Below are 20,226 nucleotides of genomic sequence, written 5' to 3' on the forward strand. Positions count from 1 at the left end.
GTGTGATATAATGCTATCTTTTTGGAGATTTTATTTATGGAATCATTGCAAGATGTTAATTCTATTGAGATATCAATTATCAAATATCAGCTAAACACATTTTGTAAGAAAAATGCAAAAACCCTAGCAATCTTATTTAAAGCATTAATAAGAGCAGAACAAGCCATAAAAGAAGAATCTCTAAAAGATATAATACAAAACGCACAACAAAATAAACCACAAACTTCACAAATACAAAAACCAAATGCAATATCACCACTAAACTTGGAGGGTTAGATGAGATTCCACATAGTGTTGCACCAACCTAGAATCCCACAAAACACCGGTAACATAGGAAGACTATGCTATGCTAGCAATAGCGTGTTGCATTTGATATATCCCCTTGGCTTTTTGCTAACGCAAAAAGAATTAAAAAGAGCTGGAATGGATTACTGGGAGCATTTAGAAGTATATACTTGGAATAATTATGATGAGTTTTTACAATCATCTACAAAAGAGATTCCGCATTATTTTCTAACGACAAAAGCAAATAAAGCTCATTATAATGCTTGTTTGCAAAATGGTGCTTATTTACACTTTGGAAGAGAAGATGCAGGGCTTAATGAAGAAATATTAAAACAAAATGAAAATAATTGCTTTAAAATACCAATGACAAATAATGCAAGAAGTCTAAATCTAGCTACAAGCACAGGAATAGTTTTGTATGAAGGGATAAGACAAAGGGATTTTATCTAAACTTTTCAAACAAGGCTTTAAGTAAATATTGGATAAAATACAAAAATTATTTTTAAAGAAAGAAAAAAATTATCGTCATGGAAGAATTGTTTATAGCTTGGTTACAAGAATATGGGTATGTGATTTTATTTATCTGGAGCACACTTGAAGGTGAGCTTGGCTTAATTATGGCTGGTATTATGTGTCATACTGGACATATGTCAATTCCAATTGCTATACTTGTTGCTGGTTTTGGTGGATTTGTAGGTGATCAAGTCTATTTCTATATAGGCAGATACAACAAGCAATTCATATATAAAAGACTAAAAACACAAAGAAGAAAATTTGCATTCGCTCATCTTCTCCTGCAAAGATATGGGTGGCCTATAATATTTGTCCAAAGATATCTATATGGTATGCGAACTGTAATACCAATGAGTATAGGCGTTACCAGATATAATGCTAAGACATTTGCTTTTATTAATTTTATTAGTGCATTAGTTTGGGCTGCAATTACTATATTGCTTGCTTATTTCTTTGGGGAAGAACTATTAGCATTAGTTCACATAGCAAAACAACATTATTACATAGCAATACCATTTGTAATAATTGTAGGTGGTGGAATTTACTACTACTTACACAAGGTAACACAAAAAGTAGAAAAGAAAATGATTGGATAAGGAGTGAACATGAATCTACTAGCAAAAGACAAAATCGGTGATATAGAATTAATACTAATAAAAAATAAGAAATTACCAAAAAATCTAAGCAAAGCAGAGAAAGATTCGCTAGATAAATACGACTTTGATGGAAGCGGATCATGTATGCTATTAGAGTATAAAAAGTTTTTTATAGGAATTGATGATTGTGGATATGAATTCCCAAATGCTATTAGAGATTCAATATCACAAGCAATACAAAAACTAAAATCACTAAAAATAAATAGCATATCAATAGAGGCTAGTAGCGAATCTGAATTAAAAGAAATTTGCGAAGGATTTTTGCTTGGGAACTATTCTTTTGATAGCTACAAAACTAAAAAATCAAAAAACCACATAAAAGAAATATATATACAATCAACAAAACTTACAAAAACACAAATCGAAAATCAAATATCACAAAGCAAAATAATTACAGAATCTATAAACAAAATAAGAGAGTTAATAAATACTCCACCACAAGATGCAACGCCAAATTATGTGGCAAATTTTGCTCATAAGATAGCCAAAGATTCTAATATTTCTTGCAAAATACATGATTCAAAATTCCTAAAAAAGGAAAATATGGAAGCCTTCTTAGCAGTTGCAAAGGCAAGTATCAATGAGCCTTTCATGGTGCATTTACACTACAAGCCAAACACAAAGAAAAAAGTTCCAAAAATTGCACTTGTAGGAAAGGGATTAACATATGATAGTGGTGGTCTTAGCTTAAAACCGGGTGATTATATGACCACAATGAAGGCTGATAAGAGTGGAGCTTGTGCTGTTATTGGGATTTTGGAAATAGTTGCAAAACTAAAGTTAGAAGTTGAAGTTCATGGAATCTTGGGCTTAGCAGAAAATATGATAGGAGGCAATGCCTACAAACCAGATGATATATTAACAGCTAGAAATAAAAAGACAATAGAAGTTAGAAATACCGATGCTGAAGGTAGGCTTGTATTGGCTGATTGTCTAAGCTATGCTAGTGATTTAAAACCTGATTATCTAATAGATCTAGCAACACTCACCGGTGCCTGTGTTGTCGCACTTGGAGATTATACAATTGGTATCATGGGATATAATCAAAAACTAAAAGAAAACTTTGCAAAACACGCCTTTAATGCTGGTGAGCTAAGTGGGATTCTACCTTTTAATCCATACTTAAAAAAGCTATATTCATCAGAAGTAGCTGATTTGTGCAACATACCTTCTAGTAGATATGGTAGTGCAATTAGTGCTGGTATGTTTTTGGGAGAATTTGTAAGTAAAGATTTGCAAGATAAATGGATTCATCTAGATATAGCAGGTCCTGCATATGTTGAGAAATCATGGGGGGTAAATCCATTTGGAGCAACCGGTGCTGGTGTTAGGGCTTGTGTAGAATTTATAAGAAATATAAAGGAATAATATGGGACTTAGCGTAGGGATTGTAGGACTACCAAATGTTGGAAAATCAACCACTTTTAATGCATTAACAAAAACACAAAATGCACAAGCTGCAAACTATCCATTTTGCACCATTGAGCCAAATAAAGCCGTAGTTCCTGTGCCTGATAGAAGACTTGCAGAATTAGCAAAAATAGTAAATCCAGAAAAGATTCAACACTCAACAATAGAATTTGTGGATATTGCTGGATTGGTTAAAGGAGCAAGTAAGGGAGAGGGTTTAGGAAATCAATTCTTAGCAAACATAAAAGAAACTGAAGTTATCTTGCATATCGTTCGTTGCTTTGAAGATTCAAACATCACACATGTAGAAGGCAGCATAGACCCACTAAGAGATATAGAAATAATCGAAACTGAACTGCTAATTTCAGATATGCAAAGCGTGCAAAAGAGAGTAGAAAAGCTAACTAGATTAGCAAAAAGTGGGACTGATAAGGAAGCAAAAGCAAATTTAGAACTAGCCATAGAGTTACTAAAACACATAGAAGATGGCAAACCAGCTAGAATCTTCAGCAAAAAAGATGACGATAGATTCTTATTACTAGATAAAGAACTAAGACTTCTTAGCAATAAAGAAATAATATATGGTGCAAATGTAGATGAAGAATCTCTAAAAGAAGATAATAAGTATGTAACAGAACTCAAAAAATACGCACAAGATAATGGTTGTGATGTAATAAAATTATGCTCCAAAATAGAAGAAGAATTAGTAGGCTTAAGTAATGAAGAACAAGTCGAGTTTTTAGAAGAGCTAGGAGTAAAAGAAAGTGGCTTGGATAAGATAATACATTTGGGATTTGCAAAGCTTGGGCTAATTAGCTACTTTACCGCTGGGGTAAAAGAAGTAAGAGCATGGACAATCAAAAATGGCGATAAAGCTCCAGCAGCAGCAGGTGTCATACATAATGACTTTGAAAAAGGATTTATAAAAGCAGAAGTAATATCTTATGATGACTTTATCAAACATGGTGGAGAACAAAAGGCTAAAGAAGCTGGTGTCTTAAGAATCGAAGGCAAGGATTATGTAGTATGCGATGGCGATGTAATGCACTTTAGATTTAATGTATAGATTTCTTAGAATCTAAATTTAGATTCTAAGAAATTAAAAACCGCCAAAATATCTAACTGCACTAATTTTCTTATCAACACCAGATAGCAAATTAAAACTCTCTTGCGTCAAATTTGGATTTTTCAGTAAATTTTGCGTAACCCCTGCATCTAATGTCGGATTATTTTTCAAAATAATATCAAATCCCATTTTTTCTTCTGCATTCAAAATTCCATTATCATACATTGCTTGACCTAAATCTTTTAAATCATCATCAAAGCTAGATGAAAAATGTTGTAACTTTGCTAATTCACCACTTACTTCAAATTTATCCTCTACGCTACTTGGAAGATACATAGAACCGGCATCAAAAAGACTAGAGATATTTGAAGTTTCGCTACTCTTCTGAGCACCAAAAATAGAATTAGAATCCTTTGGCTGATAACCTGAAATATCATTTGTATTGCTATTTTGCTTATTATACGACTGACTTAACAAACTAACCATAGAATTATTTTTATCATTCACATTCATAAGTTACCCTTTAATTTGAGTTACTAGAATCTAAAGCAAATATTGTTCCATTTTTGATTGCTACAACCACAAAAGTGTGGATACACAAAATACCAAATACCTTTCTCTTTTTGCCATAATATTTTTTAATTTTTATAGCAAATAGATGACAAGTTCCTCCAAATAATGCACTTTACTATGATTTGCAAAATTTATATATTCTCTCTATTCCCTTTTTTATAGAATCTAAATCAGTAGCAAATGAAAATCTAAAATATCCATCCATACCAAAGCCAATACCAGGAACAACTGCTACACCTTCTCTCTCTAGCAAATCTTTACAAAACTGCATAGAATTTTTATTGATAGATTCACAATTTATAAATAAATAAAATGCACCATCTGGCTTACTAACCTTTAGACCATTTATTTTAGAGAATAACTCACACGCTAGATCTCTTCTTTTTTTAAATGCGATTTTCATATTTTCTATATCAGTTTCAGCTCTACCATCAAGTGCCGCAATAGAAGCCTTTTGAGTAATAGAGTTTATATTTGACATGCTTTGACTTTGAAGATTAACTATTAGTTTTCTTAGATTCTTATCCTTTGTAGCAAGATACCCCATTCTCCAACCAGTCATTGCCACAGACTTACTAAGACCATTTATGGTAATTGTTCTCTCAAGCATGTGAGAATTAATACTAGCAGTTGAAATAAACTTACCATCGTATACTAACTTCTCATATATCTCATCACTTATAACCCAAATATTAGTATCTTTTAGTGCATCTGCTATATCTTCTAGCTCCTCTTTAGAATACACCATACCAGTTGGATTTGAAGGAGTTGTCAATACTAGAAACTTTGTTTTATTTGTTATTGCATTTCTTAGTTGTTCTTTTGTTATTTTGAAATTATTTTCTTGTGTTGTTTGTATAAATACATTTTTACCACCACAATATGTAACAAGCTCTGGATATGTAACCCAATAAGGAGATGGAATTATTACTTCATCACCCACATTAATAAGAGATTCAAAGACATTGTATAAAGAATGCTTTGCACCACTGCTTACTACTATTTCGTTTGTTTCATACTTTAGATTATTATCTCTTTCTAGCTTCAAGCTAATGGCTTTTAGCAAATCAGGTATTCCAGCAACTGCAGTATATTTAGTAAATCCACTATCCATAGCCTTAATTGCCTCATCTTTAATTACCTTTGGCGTATCAAAGTCAGGCTCACCCGCAGAAAATGACAATATATCTTTCCCTTGTTCTTTTAGCTCCCTTGCAAGTGTGCTAATTGCTATGGTTATAGATTCAGATAAATTCTCAACTTTTTTAGAATACACTTTTTCCATAAAAATCCTTTTTCACTACTTTTGTCAAATCCCATAAGTATATTTCTACTTATTTTAAAATATTATAAATCAGTAAATTAAAAACTCTACACAACATACGAAACTTTAACTAAATAGACTTTATAATTATTAGCTATAAAAACTAATATAACTTTAGTATATTTGACTAATATTTAATGATATTTTTTACTCAATGTATTGACAACATATGAAAATTGAAATATAATTTCAGTGTTTTTTAAAATTTTAATCTTAAATAAATGCGGAGGTATTCCTATGAATTTCAAACCACTTGGAGAGAGAATCTTAGTAGAAAGACTTGAAGAAGATACTAAAACCGCTTCTGGAATTATTATACCTGATAATGCTAAAGAAAAACCACTAATGGGTGAAGTAAAAGCTATCGGTAGCATAGTAAAAGAAGTGAGCGTAAATGATAAAGTTGTATTTGGCAAATATTCTGGCACAGAAGTAAAACTAGACGGAAAAGAATATTTAATTTTAAAATTAGAAGATGTTTTAGGCGTTTTAGCTTAATTTAAGGAGTAAGATATGGCAAGTAAAGAAATTAATTTTTCAGATAACGCAAGAAATAGACTATATGAAGGCGTAAAGCAACTAAGCGATGCTGTTAAAGTAACAATGGGACCAAGAGGAAGAAATGTATTAATTCAAAAAAGCTTCGGTGCTCCAAGCATAACAAAAGATGGTGTATCAGTTGCTAAAGAAATCGAATTAGCAGATCCTATTGCAAATATGGGAGCACAACTTGTAAAAGAAGTAGCAAGTAAAACTGCAGATGCAGCAGGTGATGGAACTACAACTGCAACAGTTCTAGCATATAGTATTTTTAAAGAAGGACTAAGAAACATAACTGCAGGTGCAAACCCAGTAGAAGTAAAAAGAGGAATGGATAAAGCAGCTGAAGCTATCACAGAAGAATTAAAGAAAATGTCAAAACCAGTTTCAGGCAAAAAAGAAATCGCACAAGTTGCTTCAATCTCTGCAAACTCTGATGTTAAAGTAGGTGATTTAATCGCTGAAGCTATGGAAAAAGTTGGCAAAGATGGTGTTATCACTGTTGAAGAAGCAAAAGGAATCAATGATGAATTAAGCGTTGTTGAGGGTATGCAATTTGATAGAGGTTATCTAAGTCCTTATTTTGTTACAAATAGCGATAAAATGGAAACAGAATTAGAGCACCCTTATATTCTTTTAACAGATAAGAAAATCACTTCTATGAAAGATATTCTTCCACTTTTAGAATCTACTATGAAAAGTGGCAAACCACTTTTAATCATCGCAGAAGACATTGAAGGAGAAGCTCTAACAACTCTAGTAGTAAATAAACTAAGAGGTGTGCTAAATGTAGCAGCAGTTAAGGCTCCGGGATTTGGTGATAGAAGAAAAGAAATGCTAAAAGATATTGCTACTCTAACAGGTGGTGAAGTAATTAGCGAAGAACTTGGTAAAACACTAGAAAATGCAAGTATTGAAGATCTAGGACAAGCTTCAAGAATCGTAATTGACAAAGATAATACAACTATTGTAGATGGTGCTGGTGAGAAAAATGCAGTAGAAGCAAGAATCGCACAAATCAAAACTCAAATTGAAAGCACAACAAGCGACTACGATAAAGAAAAGCTACAAGAAAGACTAGCAAAGCTAAGTGGTGGTGTAGCAGTTATTAAAGTTGGTGCTGCAAGTGAAGTAGAAATGAAAGAGAAAAAAGACAGAGTAGATGACGCACTATCAGCTACTAAAGCTGCTGTTGAAGAAGGGATCATCATCGGTGGTGGAGCTGCATTAATTAGAGCAGCTGCTAAGGTTAATTTAGATCTAAGTGGTGATGAGAAAATCGGATATGAAATAATAAAAAGAGCAATCAAAGCTCCTATTAAGCAAATTGCTACAAATGCAGGATTTGATGATGGTGTAGTAGTAAATAATGTAGAAAAAGATTCAAATGCAAATAATGGATTTGATGCTTCAAATGGAAGCTATGTAGATATGTTTGAAGCAGGAATTATTGATCCACTAAAAGTTGCAAGAATCGCACTACAAAATGCAGTATCAGTTTCAAGCCTACTTCTAACAACAGAAGCAACAGTGCATGAAATTAAAGAAGACAAACCAGCTATGCCTGATATGAGCGGTATGGGTGGTATGGGTGGTATGGGTGGAATGATGTAATTCCACCTCTCCCACTTTTAAACTCTTAAAACCACAAACTTCAAATCCTTTCCAAACTACTAAAATTAAAATAACAAATTGCCAAGATTCCAAATAAAAATAAATATTGGCAATGGTTTAAAAATTTACTAAAATTTATCTTTTAGATTTTCCGACCATTAAATAAAAACTAAACTACTCAAGTCTTGCCAATAAATCCAGTATTTTAGAACTACTTAGAATCTAATTATAAACTTGTAAGATTCCTAAAAATTATGAAAACTATCACAAAAGTAAAAAATATACTTATATAATATTAATTATCTATTAGTAAATAATACTATTAGTATATAGCTTGATTATAATCTATAAAATTTAATATTTACTATAAATTTATATTTACTTAATAAACTAGTCATATAATACATGTAAATTTACAACCTTACCACCTCCCCCAAATCCAAAGCTGTGCGAGAGGTAAAGCAGAAACTATTATATCTGCAATAAAGGGGGGGTTATAAAACGTTGCCAAAAAAACAAAGATTTAAAATCATGGAACTAATAAGAGAGTTCAATCATTTTAAAATACAAACTTTACAATACATGACTTTGCTAAACTTGGTTTCAACAAGTAGTTAATCACAAGCGTAATAGAAGAACTAAAAAAAGTGAAACAAAAACCCAAAATATCGGCGTAATAGCATGCCATTCATATATAAGGGAAAAATTTGATGAAATGGATCAAGAATACTACGGCAGAATCATTACATTATCAAAGAATACAACAAGTCTGCTTGAGAACAAAATAGTGATTGTATATATCGATAATCTACTAAATCTAGGCAAAGAATACGAAGATTTAAGCGAAAAAGATCAAAGATTGGTGCATAGTATTTATGTTGCATATGAGCTTTATAGTTTTATGAGAGAATTGCTTACTACTAATGGCTCAATAACTAGGATTATAAAAGGTTATGCATGGCTATGGAGGAATTCTACCCTACTTTCAAAAAACAATTCGAAAGATTCCACAGATATTAGAATCTATTCCATCTCCAATCGCATAAGCAACATTTCATTACCTGCTACTATGCTTAAAGATTCTTCCTTGCATATGTCACATTTTACATATTCAATCTCTTTGCTCTCATACACACTGCCACATTTTTTGCACTCCAATACAACCTTTTGATATTCTATAAATAATTTTGCATTACAACATATTCCTCCAATTTTAAACTCCTCAAATGCGCTTTTTAGCAGTTTAGGATTCACCCCACTTCTCTCCCCTATTTGAACATATACAGATAATATTTTTGTAGCATTATTTGAAATTGCAATCTTCTCACAATTATCAAGCAAAGATGAAACTACTGAAAATTCATGCATATTTACCCCTTAGTATTTTTGGAACTTTTAAAATAAATTATATTTTTTATTGTAAAATACCATTTTACTACGATATTTTAAGGTTAAAGATGAGGCATTTTTTAACTCTAGCAGATTTTAACAAAAAAGAAATTTTAGATATTTTAAAAATAGCAAAATCCCTAAAAGAGAACACAAAAAAGGGCGTATTCTCCACAGAAATGCAAAACAAAACCCTAGCTATGATATTTGAAAAAAACTCAACAAGGACAAGAGTGAGCTTTGAAGTTGGGATAAAGCAACTAGGTGGCAACGCATTATTTTTATCAAACAATGACACACAACTAAGTCGTGGAGAGCCAATAATGGATACTGCTAGGGTAATATCATCAATGGTTGATATGATAATGCTAAGAACATTTGAACATAGTAGATTAGAAGAATTTGCAAAATACTCAAAAGTCCCAGTGATAAATGGGCTAAGCGATAGCTATCACCCAATGCAACTACTAGCAGACTATCTAACAATGCAAGAATGCAACAAAGATAAAAACCCAATAGTATGCTACATAGGCGATGGTAATAATATGGCTCACTCATGGCTTATGTTGGCTTCAAAGTTGGGATTCGAGCTAAGAATCGCCTCTCCTAAAAATTATGAAGTGGATAGTAATATTCTCGCAAAAGCACAAGAGTTTGCGCAAGATTCTGGTGCTAAACTAATCTTAACCAATGACCCAAAAGAAGCAATAAAAGACTGCGATGTGATAAATACAGATACTTGGATATCAATGGGACAAGAAAATGAAAAAGAAAAAAGAATAAAAGACTTTAAAGGATTCTGTATTGATGAATCGCTAATGCAACATGCAAAACAAGATTCGATATTTTTGCATTGTTTGCCTGCTTATAGAGGATATGAAGTTAGCACAGAAGTTATAGAAGGCTCAAATAGCAGAGTATTTTTAGAAGCAGAAAATAGGCTTCACGCACAAAAAGGAGTTATAATTTGGCTACATCAAAACAACTAACAATAAACAAAAATGATTATACAAACATAAAACAACAAGCAATAAAAGCTAGAAGCAATACACAAAAAATAAACGAAACAATAGATATTAGCACGAATCTAGCTTTCATAAAAGACGCCAATGACAATGAATTTTACCTACTATCGCCACAAGCAATGGAATCTGTAATGCGACTAGCAAAGGACTTAGAAATCGATAAATATCTATTTGAGCTCGAAAAAGAGATTCACAAAAATACTCCAATAGATTTTGATGATGTGTGGTGTATAGCTATAAGGGAAGTAAAAAACTACAAAAAAGACCCAAAAGTGATAGTAAAAAACATTAAAAAGAAATATCCATATTTATTTTTAAATTTTGTAAACTTAGTTAAAGACATAGAACTATAAGGAATCTTAAGTGCAAGAAATTGATTTTAAAAAATTTATAAAATACTCAAAAGCAGGACCAAGATACACAAGCTATCCAACTGCAATAGAATTTAGCGAAGATTATAAATATGAATCTTATATAAAAGATTTACAAAATGACACAAGCCCATTATCTTTATACATACATTTGCCATTTTGTAGAAGCGCATGTTATTTTTGTGGTTGTAATGTAATTTATACAAGCAAAGATGAAAACAAACAAAAATACATAGAATATTTAAAAAAAGAACTAGATATTATAAAAGATTCCATAAACTGCACCAAGAGTGTTCATCAACTACACTTTGGCGGTGGCACTCCTACATTTTTTAATGCACAAGAATTAGAATGTATTATAAGCATGATAAAAAGCACTTTTACAAACTTCAGCAATGATGCTGAAATCGCATGTGAAGTTGATGTTAGATACTTCAATGAAGATCAAATGAAAGCATTAAAAAATGGCGGATTCAACAGACTTAGCTTTGGAGTGCAAGACTTTGATGAGAAGGTGCAAACTGCAGTTCATAGAATCCAACCATTAGCCTTAGTAGAAAACGCAACAAATATAGCGAGAAAATATGGAATAGAATCTATAAATTTTGATTTGATTTATGGTTTGCCATATCAAAATCTAAAGACTTTTAAAACCACACTAGAGACATGCATAAAATTAGATCCTGATAGACTTGCAATTTTTAACTACGCTCATGTCCCATGGATTAAAAAAACAATGAGAAAAATAGATGAAACCAAGCTTCCAACTCCAGACGAAAAACTACAAATACTAGAAAATACTATTTTGTTCCTACAATCAAACGGATACAAAATGATAGGTATGGATCATTTTGCAAAGCCAAATGATGAACTCTTTAAATCAATACAAAAAGGCGAGCTAAGAAGGAACTTCCAAGGATATAGCACAAAAGGTGGCACACAAACAATAGGAATCGGCATAACTTCAATAGGAGAAGGGCTTGACTATTATGCACAAAACCACAAAGATCTCCCAAGCTATCAAAAAGCAATAGATTCGGGCAAACTACCATTTTTTAGAGGAATAAAGTTAAGCTTTGATGATATATGCAGAAAAGCAGTCATTATGAATCTTATGAGCAACTTTAAACTAGACTTCAAAAGCATAGAAAATGAATTTAACATCAACTTCAAAGATTATTTTAAAGAATCTCTAAATAACTTAGAAGAACTAGAAGAAGCTGGATTAATATCTATAGCAGATAATAAAATAGAAGTAAGTCCAACAGGTACACTAATGATAAGAAATATCGCAATGGCGTTTGATTCATATCTAAATAAAATAGAAGATAATAAAAAAGTATTTAGTAAAACAATATAAAGGATATAAGTGCATTTTACTTCATTTAGCTATTTACCAACTACAGATTCTTGTGTGAAATGTGGAAAGTGCATTCCAAGTTGCACTATATTTAGCATCAACGGCGATGAAGTAACTTCGCCAAGAGGATTTATAGACTTGCTAGGTGCATATGAAAGAGGCAATCTACCATTAGATAAAAATGCAAAAAATATCTTTGAATCTTGCTTTTTGTGTAACACGTGCGTAAGTGTATGCCCAAATGTCCTCCCAACTGATGAACTAATAGAAAATATAAGATATGAAATAGCCCAAAAATTCGGTATAGCAAGATTCAAAAAAATAATATTTTATCTGCTAAAAAATAGAAAAGTAATGGATAGAATATTATCTTTTGGTAGTATTTTTGTGCCAATTTTATTTAAAACATCAAAAGATTCTTCATGTCTAATCCCAAGAATAAAACTTCCTTTCTTAAAAAATAGAGTAATAGCAAACATACAAAAAGAAAGCTTTCTTGCCTCAAATAACGAAGAAATAATCAAAAAAGATTCAAATAAAAAAGTAGCAATTTTTATAGGTTGTCTTGCAAATAATAATTATAAGAGTGTTGGAGATTCGCTACTATTTATATTAGAAAAACTACAAATAAACATCAAAATAGCAAAAAGCCAAAAATGCTGTGGTGCTCCAATGTATTTTACAGGTGATTTTCATAGTGTAGATTCTCTTATTCGATACAATGTAGAATATTTTGAGAGCTTCATAGATGAAGTAGAAGCAATACTTATCCCAGAGGCTACATGTGCTGCTATGATGATAGAGGATTGGGAAAGATTTATGAAAAATGATGAAGAGATGAAAAATAGAATAAAAAAGCTAAAACCAAAATTCCAAATGGCAACCAAATATCTGCTAGATAATACGAATCTAATAACAATGCTAGAACAAAATGCGACAACTGAAGAAATCACATATCATGACCCATGTCATTCAAGAAAGGTTCTAGGAATCTACAAAGAACCAAGAACCTTACTATCAAAAGCATATAAAATAATAGAAATGGAAGATTCTTCTGCTTGTTGTGGATTTGGCGGAGTAACTATACAGAGCGAAAAATTTGAACTTGCAAGAAAAGTTGGTAGCAAAAAAGCCAAAATGATAGAAAAAACTAAAGCAAAATATGTAAGTGCGGAGTGCAGTGCGTGCAGAATGCAACTTACCAATGTAATACATAATGAAAAAATTGATATTACATTTTTACATCCACTAGAATTAATTGCCAAAGCATTAAGACAATAATTTTTATCCTTAACTATTTTCTCTTAATATCTAATATTTTTATAAGCTATTTTTGTATAATCTTGTAACAAAAATCACTAAAGACTGCAAAGGTAATTAAATGATTGGTAAAAATATGTCGCTCAAAGCTCAACTAGGAATTGGATTTGGTTCTATACTATTGTTTATGTTAATACTCACGATAATAGGGTATTCAAAAGTAAATTTTGCTAATAATACGCTTATACAAATAAGTGATGTAAATTCTGTTAAACAAAGATACGCAATCAACTTTCGAGGTAGTGTTCATGATAGAGCCATAGCTGTAAGAGATGTAGTATTACTACATGACGAAGATACACAAGAGATGCAAAAAACAATAGAAGAAATAAAGAAACTAGAAGCTTTCTACAGTGAATCTGCTATGAAAATGAATGAAATGGCAACAATGCCAAATATGTTAGATGACAAAGATAAAGAAATATTGCAAAAAATCATCAAAACAAAAGAAAAAACTGCTCCTATAATTCATAAAATAATAGAACTTAGATTATCAAACCAAACTGAACAAGCACATGATTTATTGCTAGAATTAGCTAGACCATATTTTACTGAATGGCTTGCTGTTATTAATGAGTTCATAGATTATCAAGAAGCTAAAAATAAAAATTTATCAGAGTTGGCTAGTTCTTCTATTAAAGATTATCTAACACTAAATATGATTCTTACCGCAATAGCTTTTATTCTTGCAGTTTTGATTGCTGGATATATTGCAAGATTGATAGTCTCATCTCTAGGTGGTGAGCCAAGAGAAGCTATAAAAGCTGTTCTTAGCATAGCAAATGGAAATCTAAATACAAACATAAAAGTGCAATTCCAAAATAGTATGCTATCAAGCATGGTGCATATGCAAAATAAATTAAGAGACATAGTCTCTGAAGTTTCAAGATGCTCCGATGAACTAGGAATTAAGGCCAATGAAGTGTCAAAATGCTCAAAAGAGGCTCAAAGCTCATCATATAGACAATTAGACAAATCAGAAGAAGCAACAAAAAATATAAATAGCTGTGTAATAACAATTGCTCAAGTAGCACAAATAGCACAACAAACAGAGGATAATTCAGAACAAACTACAAAACTATCGCAACAAGGCAAAGTGGCTATGCTAACCACAATAAAAGAAATAGAAGCAATCACACAAACTGTCTCTAATTCAGCAGACCACATAAGAGCACTAGAAAAATATTCACAAGAAATTAGCGGAAGTGCAGAATTAATCAAAGAAATCACAGATCAAACGAATCTTCTAGCACTAAATGCAGCAATAGAAGCAGCAAGAGCTGGTGAGGCTGGACGAGGATTTGCAGTAGTAGCAGATGAAATAAGAAAACTAGCAGAAAGCACTGGAGAGGCTACTTCTGAAATTACAAAAATGATAGAAATAATCCAAAAAGAAACTCAAACTGCAGTAGACGCAATAAGAGAGGCTATCCCTCAAGTAGAAAAAGGAATGAGGCTAGCAAATGAAGCAAATGAAATCTTAGAGCAAATAAATACTCAAGCTGAAGATTCATTAGAAAAAGCAAGAGAAGTTGCACAATCAACACAAGAACAGCAAGATAGTATGCAACACATATCATCTGAAATGACAGATATTTCAACAGATTCCAAAAATACTTCAAAACTAATGGAAGATTCAACGAATGCAGCTAATAATCTACAAGACATTTCTAATCAACTCAAAAAACACATGGAATACTTTAAAATATAAAATTAAAAGGGTAAGAGGTTGTATAGCGTTGCATTAGTATTACTTGGTGCTGGGAAGAGTAGCAGATTTAAAGAAAGTCTGCAAGCCCCAAAAAAACAATGGCTTAGAATTGATGAGCTACCATTATGGCTAGTTGTAGCAAAAAATATTGCCACATACTACAATTTCAACGAAATGATAATTGTTGGATCTGATGATGAACTATTTTATATGCAAAAATTTTTAGATTCTTATAGCCTAAACTTCACTCTAATAGGTGGCGGAAGCACAAGACAAGAATCTTTGCAAAATGCAATAAGCACAATAAAGAGTGAATATATATTAGTAAGCGACATAGCAAGAAGCAATATTCCAAAAAATATATTTAATGAAATATTACAAAATATAGGAAAACACGATTGTGTTGTGCCATATTTACCTATAAATGATACTGCACAATACAATAATAAATATCTAAAAAGAGAGGATATAAAACTAATACAAACACCACAACTAAGTAAAACCTCAAAGCTAAAAGAAGCAATCAAACTTGGTTTATACACAGATGAAAGTAGTGCTATCCAAGCAAACAATGGTGAGATTCTATACATAAAAGGAGATAAACAATCTCACAAAATTACAACAATAGAAGATATACATAAATTAACACTAGAACCTCCTAGCAAAAAGATTCTTGTTGGGTTTGGAAGCGATATACATGCTCTAAGAGAGGGTAATGAAATAATCTTAGGTGGAATTAAAATACCATGTGAATTTGAAATAATTGCACATAGCGATGGAGATATTGTATTACATGCTGTTAGCGATGCTATATTAGGTGCTATTGGTGCTGGTGATATTGGAGAGTGGTTTAGTGATACCGACGAATCTTATAAAGATGCAGATTCTGCAATTTTATTAACCAAAATAGTCGAATTTAGTATAAATGTTGGATACAAGATAAGACAAGCGGATATAGTGATATTTGCTCAAAAACCAAAATTATCACAACACAAAAGAGATATGGAAAAAAATATAGCCAATCTCTTAAATGTACCACTAACACACATAAATATAAAAGCAACAACAACAGAAAAATTAGGCTTTATCGGCAGAGCTGAAGGCATATTGGTTCAATGTAATGTGGTATTGGAATATTTTGATTGGAAAAATCATCTAGGGGGTATCTATGAAGATTCTGATAATAGAAAATGAAGTTTATCTAGCACAAAGCATATCATCTAAGCTAAGCTATTTTGGGTTTAACTGCGAAGTAGCATCAAGCACAAAAGAGGCATTGCAGCACGATAAGGCGGATATAATTTTACTATCTACTAGCATATCAGGTCAAAACTTCTATCCTCTAATAGAAAACTTCAAAGATTCAATAATAATTTTAATGATACCTTATATAAATGATGACACAGTTACAAAACCACTAAAAGCTGGTGCTAGCGACTATATAGTAAAGCCATTTATGATTGATGAACTAATAAGAAAAATAGAACATTATTCATCATATAGACAATTACAAAATGAAATTGCATTTTATAGAGATTATTTTTGCAATTCTTTATTAAGTGCAAACTACACAATAAACACAAAAGTCTCATATCCGCTAATAATAAAAGGAATCTCACAAAAAATAATAGATATATGTGTAGTAAATTATGCAATCTTTAAAAAACTACCAATTAGCTTTATCTCTCTTTATAAAAACAAAAATTATGAACATGCTCTAAAGAATCTGCCAAGACAACGACTAACCTATGTTATAGGATTTGAAACACTAAAAAGAGAGGATAAAGAACAATGTATAAAAATGCTAAAAAATACTCCTGTAATTCTATCTTCACTTAGTGGCGATTTAGAAGGGTTTAGCAACATTTATGAAGTCCAAACAAACACAGAACAAGACTACCAAAACGATATATTAAGCGTAGACGAATACACAAAAACAATGATATTAAAATTTGAAGACAAATATACAGATACAGAGCTTAGCAAACGACTTGGTATGTCAAGAAAAAGCCTTTGGGAGAAAAGAAAAAAATATGGAATATCTAAAAAGAAATAAGTCTATTTTTATTGATAAAGAAGCAATTTTTGCACTATTATTGTGTCAAGAGGGATTGCTATATCCAGTAACACACTTAATGAATGAAGCTGAAATGAATGAAGTTGATAGCACTGGATTATACAAACAAAAAAGCTTTCCATTTTCGTTTATATTAGCACCATCTGGAAGAAGAAATGAAGAAGTAATAAAAAATGCAAAAGAAGGCGAAATTATCAACATAATATGCGAACGCAAAGTATATGGATACATAAAAACAAGTCAAACTTTCAAAATCAACAAGCAAGAAAGATTATTTAAAATCATGAGTGGCGATATATACTCACCCAAAGCAAAACAAATCCTGCATAGACTTGGTAATTATGCTATATGCGGGGATTATGAAATCATAATAAGCCAAGACGACATATTTCATGATAGAATCTCAAAATCAAAAATACCGCTACTAAAAAAATCCCTAAAAATAAAAAAAGCAACATCTATGGTGCTAAATGCATCACCAGTTACAAGAATCCATGAACAAATTTTTAGGCTAATCTTAGATAATAATGAATTATTAGTCTTAATGTTACTAAGAGAGCAAAATGAAGAATTCCTTGACTTTGAAATAAGAAAAAAATGCTTAGAATATGTAATAGAAAACTTCCTGCCAAAAAATAAAGTCCTAATAGTTCCACTTGATGATATATATCTATTTGCTGGTGCTCATGGCATTATATTAGAATCTATTATCTCTCAAAATATGGGTTGCGATAAAATAATGATAGGACAAAACTACCCAAACCTAACACTATATTATGACAATCAAAAAATACATTCCATTTTTGACACTGCTAAAGATATAAAGATAAAAGTAAAAATAGTTAATGAGTTTTTCTATTGCAATGAATGCTATGGGATAGTAAGCAATAAAACATGCCCACATGGACAACATCATCATATAACTTATGATTCTGGCTTTATACAAGGTATGCTAAAATCTGGGCTGATACCACCTACTTTACTAGTAAGAAAGGAGGTATCAGCTAAGATTCTAAGTCATATATTCCCCGATAGGTTTAGTTCGTTTATCAAAAAGTATAGTGCATTATTTGCAAATAGAGGAATCATAGAGGATATAAATGAAGAAGATTTCTATATCAAAATTGCAGATTTATACAAAATGGATAATTTAAACTAGGTAATAACAATGGAAAAGAACTTTTTTTTAGACTTTAAAGACAAAAATGACTTTATTAAAAAGTGTTATCTAACACTCTTTTTTAGTGGATTATCAAAAAAAGCACCCGGAACAATAGGGACGCTTGTAGCTATGCCATTTGGCTTTTTAGTTGGTTCATATTCGCTTAGCACATTATTTTTACTAGCTCTTTTGTTAGGTGTATTTGCAATTAGAATAATAGATTCCTATGAACAAAATGGATTATCACATGATAGAAAAGAAATTGTAATAGATGAATTAACAGGAGTATGGATTGCAATTTCAATGCTTGGGTTAAGCATCATATCATTATTTCTATCATTTATACTTTTTAGAATCCTTGATATATGGAAACCATCTATAATAAACAAAGTAGATAAAAATATAAAAGGTGGACTTGGCGTTGTAGGAGATGATTTATTGGCGGGTTTCTTTGCTGGACTACTTGGGCTTATAATCCTAAAAATCATAGAATATACAATCAATACAGATAGCTATCTGCTTAACCCATTAATCCTTTTTTAAAAATATTCTAAGCAGAATAAAAAATTCTATTAAAATCAAAATACCTATAAAAGACAAAAATAGCTTATTATTAAATGCAGTAAGCTTTATATAGTTTTGTGCATAAAGCTGATTACTAAGTGTGGCTAACTCTAATGTATTTAACAACCCATTATCTCCCTCTAATAGATATAGTAAATTTTGGTTTATTTGCAAAATAATGTTTGTATCATTTGCTATTAAAATCTTGTTTGCTTCTTCTAAAAATTCTGGGATTTTTAAAGATAGATTCCCGCTACCAAAGTAAATATCACTTAAGGTTGAGACTTCCTTTTTTGTAAGCACAACAGAAACAACAAAGTTTTGTAAAACTTCATGTATTGAATTTAACTGAATAATACAATCCCTAAGCTCCGATAATGCAATAAAATTATCTCTATGTAAGACTTGATTTGTAGCTATAACTTGAGATAGAAACACGATTCTTTGTGCTAGAATCCTCTGTTTGCCACTAATGTTTATATAATATGTCAATACATCTTGCTTTTTTGAAGTTGTAACAACTTGATTGTATTGAAACAAACACGCAACAATTGTAAACAACAATAATACTAATTGAAATAAAATTAATTTTTTTGAAAAAACCCCAACCAAATGAATATCCATTAATAAAATTTATGATTTTATCAAAGTTAAAAAGAATTATCAATATAATAGAGCATTTATGCAAAAGGGGTTATAAATGAATACAAAAAATCTCACATTAAAATTAATGACTTTGATTCTTGGTGCAATGTTTGTAGCATGTTCCAAGCCACCAAGTGTTTTACCAAATATAAAAGTAAATAAACAATGCGATAAACCAATTGTTGCATACAAAATGGGTAGTATCAAAAGTGGTGAGTATAATCAGCTAAATATTGATGAAAATGCTATAAAGACAATGCTAGAAAACACTCTATCTCAAAGCGGTTGTTTTGTATCAACTGATGTTTTAGGACATAATGGAGAGTATCTGTTAGAAGTAGTATATGGTAGCATAAACATAAAGTCAAATAGAGGAGACTGGCTACAATCAACTTCGCAAAATGCTGGGATAATCGAGTTACAGATGGCTTTTAGCAATCAAAATGAATTTAGAGTATTTAGCGGAAAAGCGACAATAGAAAATTCTAACAATCAATATTTTACACTAGGCAAAGAAGCAACACTACTCCCACAAGAAGTAAGACAAACTATTCTAAATGCAATAAATGCTGCAACAAACGAAGCTATTACAAATTTTAAGACAAACTAGCCAATTGGCTA

Annotated in this window: 21 protein-coding genes; 17 read left to right on the forward strand and 4 right to left on the reverse strand. The window is 31.2% G+C overall.

Features of this window, described 5'->3' with window-relative positions; translation table 11 throughout:
- Nucleotides 1-36 precede the first annotated feature (36 nt).
- From PF022_RS01675 to ychF, 5 genes are all read left to right on the forward strand, one after another.
- The gene (locus tag PF022_RS01675; RefSeq protein ID WP_271020842.1) at nucleotides 37-276 is read left to right on the forward strand and encodes a hypothetical protein; all 240 of its coding nucleotides are present in this window, start codon (nucleotides 37-39) and stop codon (nucleotides 274-276) included.
- Nucleotides 277-735, forward strand: coding sequence for a tRNA (cytidine(34)-2'-O)-methyltransferase (locus PF022_RS01680; RefSeq protein WP_271020841.1), 459 nt, complete (start codon nucleotides 277-279; stop codon nucleotides 733-735).
- A gap of 77 nt (nucleotides 736-812) precedes the next feature.
- Nucleotides 813-1,394, forward strand: a complete 582-nt coding sequence (locus tag PF022_RS01685; RefSeq protein WP_271020840.1) for a DedA family protein — start codon at nucleotides 813-815, stop codon at nucleotides 1,392-1,394.
- Between the two features lie 9 nt (nucleotides 1,395-1,403).
- A complete protein-coding gene (locus tag PF022_RS01690; protein WP_271020839.1) occupies nucleotides 1,404-2,822 on the forward strand; it encodes a leucyl aminopeptidase in 1,419 nt (472 codons plus the stop codon).
- Nucleotide 2,823: 1 nt separating this feature from the next.
- Nucleotides 2,824-3,930 (forward strand): redox-regulated ATPase YchF, encoded by a 1,107-nt coding sequence (gene ychF / locus PF022_RS01695; RefSeq protein ID WP_271020838.1) that lies wholly within the window; start codon nucleotides 2,824-2,826, stop codon nucleotides 3,928-3,930.
- 33 nt (nucleotides 3,931-3,963) lie between these two features.
- On the opposite strand, the gene PF022_RS01700 is transcribed toward ychF, so the two are convergent.
- On the reverse strand, nucleotides 3,964-4,443 hold the full coding sequence (locus PF022_RS01700; protein WP_271020837.1) for a hypothetical protein: 480 nt from the start codon (nucleotides 4,441-4,443) through the stop codon (nucleotides 3,964-3,966).
- A gap of 175 nt (nucleotides 4,444-4,618) precedes the next feature.
- Nucleotides 4,619-5,788: a pyridoxal phosphate-dependent aminotransferase gene (locus PF022_RS01705; protein WP_271020836.1), complete on the reverse strand. Its 1,170-nt coding sequence runs from the start codon at nucleotides 5,786-5,788 to the stop codon at nucleotides 4,619-4,621.
- 276 nt (nucleotides 5,789-6,064) lie between these two features.
- On the opposite strand from PF022_RS01705, the gene groES reads away from it, so the two are divergent.
- Both groES and groL read left to right on the forward strand, forming a co-directional pair.
- Nucleotides 6,065-6,325, forward strand: a complete 261-nt coding sequence (groES, locus tag PF022_RS01710; RefSeq protein ID WP_271022598.1) for a co-chaperone GroES — start codon at nucleotides 6,065-6,067, stop codon at nucleotides 6,323-6,325.
- 15 nt (nucleotides 6,326-6,340) lie between these two features.
- Nucleotides 6,341-7,981, forward strand: a complete 1,641-nt coding sequence (gene groL / locus PF022_RS01715; protein ID WP_271020834.1) for a chaperonin GroEL — start codon at nucleotides 6,341-6,343, stop codon at nucleotides 7,979-7,981.
- Between the two features lie 1,023 nt (nucleotides 7,982-9,004).
- On the opposite strand, the gene hypA is transcribed toward groL, so the two are convergent.
- On the reverse strand, nucleotides 9,005-9,349 hold the full coding sequence (hypA, locus tag PF022_RS01720) for a hydrogenase/urease nickel incorporation protein HypA (RefSeq protein ID WP_271020833.1): 345 nt from the start codon (nucleotides 9,347-9,349) through the stop codon (nucleotides 9,005-9,007).
- 89 nt (nucleotides 9,350-9,438) lie between these two features.
- Here hypA and argF point away from each other — a divergent pair, with 89 nt between their 5' ends.
- The 9 genes from argF to PF022_RS01765 all read left to right on the forward strand — a co-directional run bounded on the left by argF (nucleotide 9,439) and on the right by PF022_RS01765 (nucleotide 18,939).
- Nucleotides 9,439-10,359 carry an ornithine carbamoyltransferase gene (argF, locus tag PF022_RS01725; protein WP_271020832.1) on the forward strand — a complete coding sequence of 307 codons (921 nt, stop codon included), beginning with the start codon at nucleotides 9,439-9,441 and terminating at the stop codon, nucleotides 10,357-10,359.
- On the forward strand, nucleotides 10,338-10,748 hold the full coding sequence (locus PF022_RS01730) for a DUF2603 domain-containing protein (protein WP_271020831.1): 411 nt from the start codon (nucleotides 10,338-10,340) through the stop codon (nucleotides 10,746-10,748). Before argF ends, PF022_RS01730 begins: the two co-directional genes overlap by 22 nt.
- A 10-nt stretch (nucleotides 10,749-10,758) precedes the next feature.
- Nucleotides 10,759-12,126: an oxygen-independent coproporphyrinogen III oxidase gene (gene hemN / locus PF022_RS01735; protein WP_271020830.1), complete on the forward strand. Its 1,368-nt coding sequence runs from the start codon at nucleotides 10,759-10,761 to the stop codon at nucleotides 12,124-12,126.
- A 9-nt stretch (nucleotides 12,127-12,135) separates the two neighbouring features.
- Nucleotides 12,136-13,407, forward strand: coding sequence for a (Fe-S)-binding protein (locus PF022_RS01740; RefSeq protein WP_271020829.1), 1,272 nt, complete (start codon nucleotides 12,136-12,138; stop codon nucleotides 13,405-13,407).
- Nucleotides 13,408-13,507: 100 nt separating this feature from the next.
- Nucleotides 13,508-15,157 (forward strand): methyl-accepting chemotaxis protein, encoded by a 1,650-nt coding sequence (locus PF022_RS01745; RefSeq protein WP_271020828.1) that lies wholly within the window; start codon nucleotides 13,508-13,510, stop codon nucleotides 15,155-15,157.
- Nucleotides 15,158-15,175: 18 nt separating this feature from the next.
- Entirely contained in the window at nucleotides 15,176-16,351 is a 1,176-nt protein-coding gene (locus PF022_RS01750) for a bifunctional 2-C-methyl-D-erythritol 4-phosphate cytidylyltransferase/2-C-methyl-D-erythritol 2,4-cyclodiphosphate synthase (RefSeq protein ID WP_271020827.1), read from the forward strand.
- Entirely contained in the window at nucleotides 16,326-17,213 is an 888-nt protein-coding gene (locus PF022_RS01755; protein WP_271020826.1) for a response regulator, read from the forward strand. Before PF022_RS01750 ends, PF022_RS01755 begins: the two co-directional genes overlap by 26 nt.
- Nucleotides 17,191-18,393 carry a sulfate adenylyltransferase gene (locus tag PF022_RS01760; RefSeq protein WP_271020825.1) on the forward strand — a complete coding sequence of 401 codons (1,203 nt, stop codon included), beginning with the start codon at nucleotides 17,191-17,193 and terminating at the stop codon, nucleotides 18,391-18,393. The genes PF022_RS01755 and PF022_RS01760 overlap by 23 nt, the downstream gene beginning before the upstream one ends.
- A 9-nt stretch (nucleotides 18,394-18,402) precedes the next feature.
- A complete protein-coding gene (locus PF022_RS01765; RefSeq protein WP_271022600.1) occupies nucleotides 18,403-18,939 on the forward strand; it encodes a phosphatidylglycerophosphatase A family protein in 537 nt (178 codons plus the stop codon).
- Here the strand turns inward: PF022_RS01765 and PF022_RS01770 are convergent.
- Complete coding sequence (locus PF022_RS01770; protein WP_271020823.1) at nucleotides 18,925-19,521, reverse strand: hypothetical protein; 597 nt, start codon at nucleotides 19,519-19,521, stop codon at nucleotides 18,925-18,927. The two genes, PF022_RS01765 and PF022_RS01770, sit on opposite strands and share 15 nt — an antisense overlap.
- Nucleotides 19,522-19,660: 139 nt before the next feature.
- Between PF022_RS01770 and PF022_RS01775 the strand changes: the two genes are divergently transcribed.
- Nucleotides 19,661-20,215 (forward strand): hypothetical protein, encoded by a 555-nt coding sequence (locus PF022_RS01775; RefSeq protein WP_271020822.1) that lies wholly within the window; start codon nucleotides 19,661-19,663, stop codon nucleotides 20,213-20,215.
- The last annotated feature ends 11 nt before the right edge of the window (nucleotides 20,216-20,226 follow it).

Origin of the sequence: Helicobacter sp. WB40 (genome assembly GCF_027859275.1) — a bacterium.
GTDB classification, from domain to species: domain Bacteria; phylum Campylobacterota; class Campylobacteria; order Campylobacterales; family Helicobacteraceae; genus Helicobacter_D; species Helicobacter_D ibis.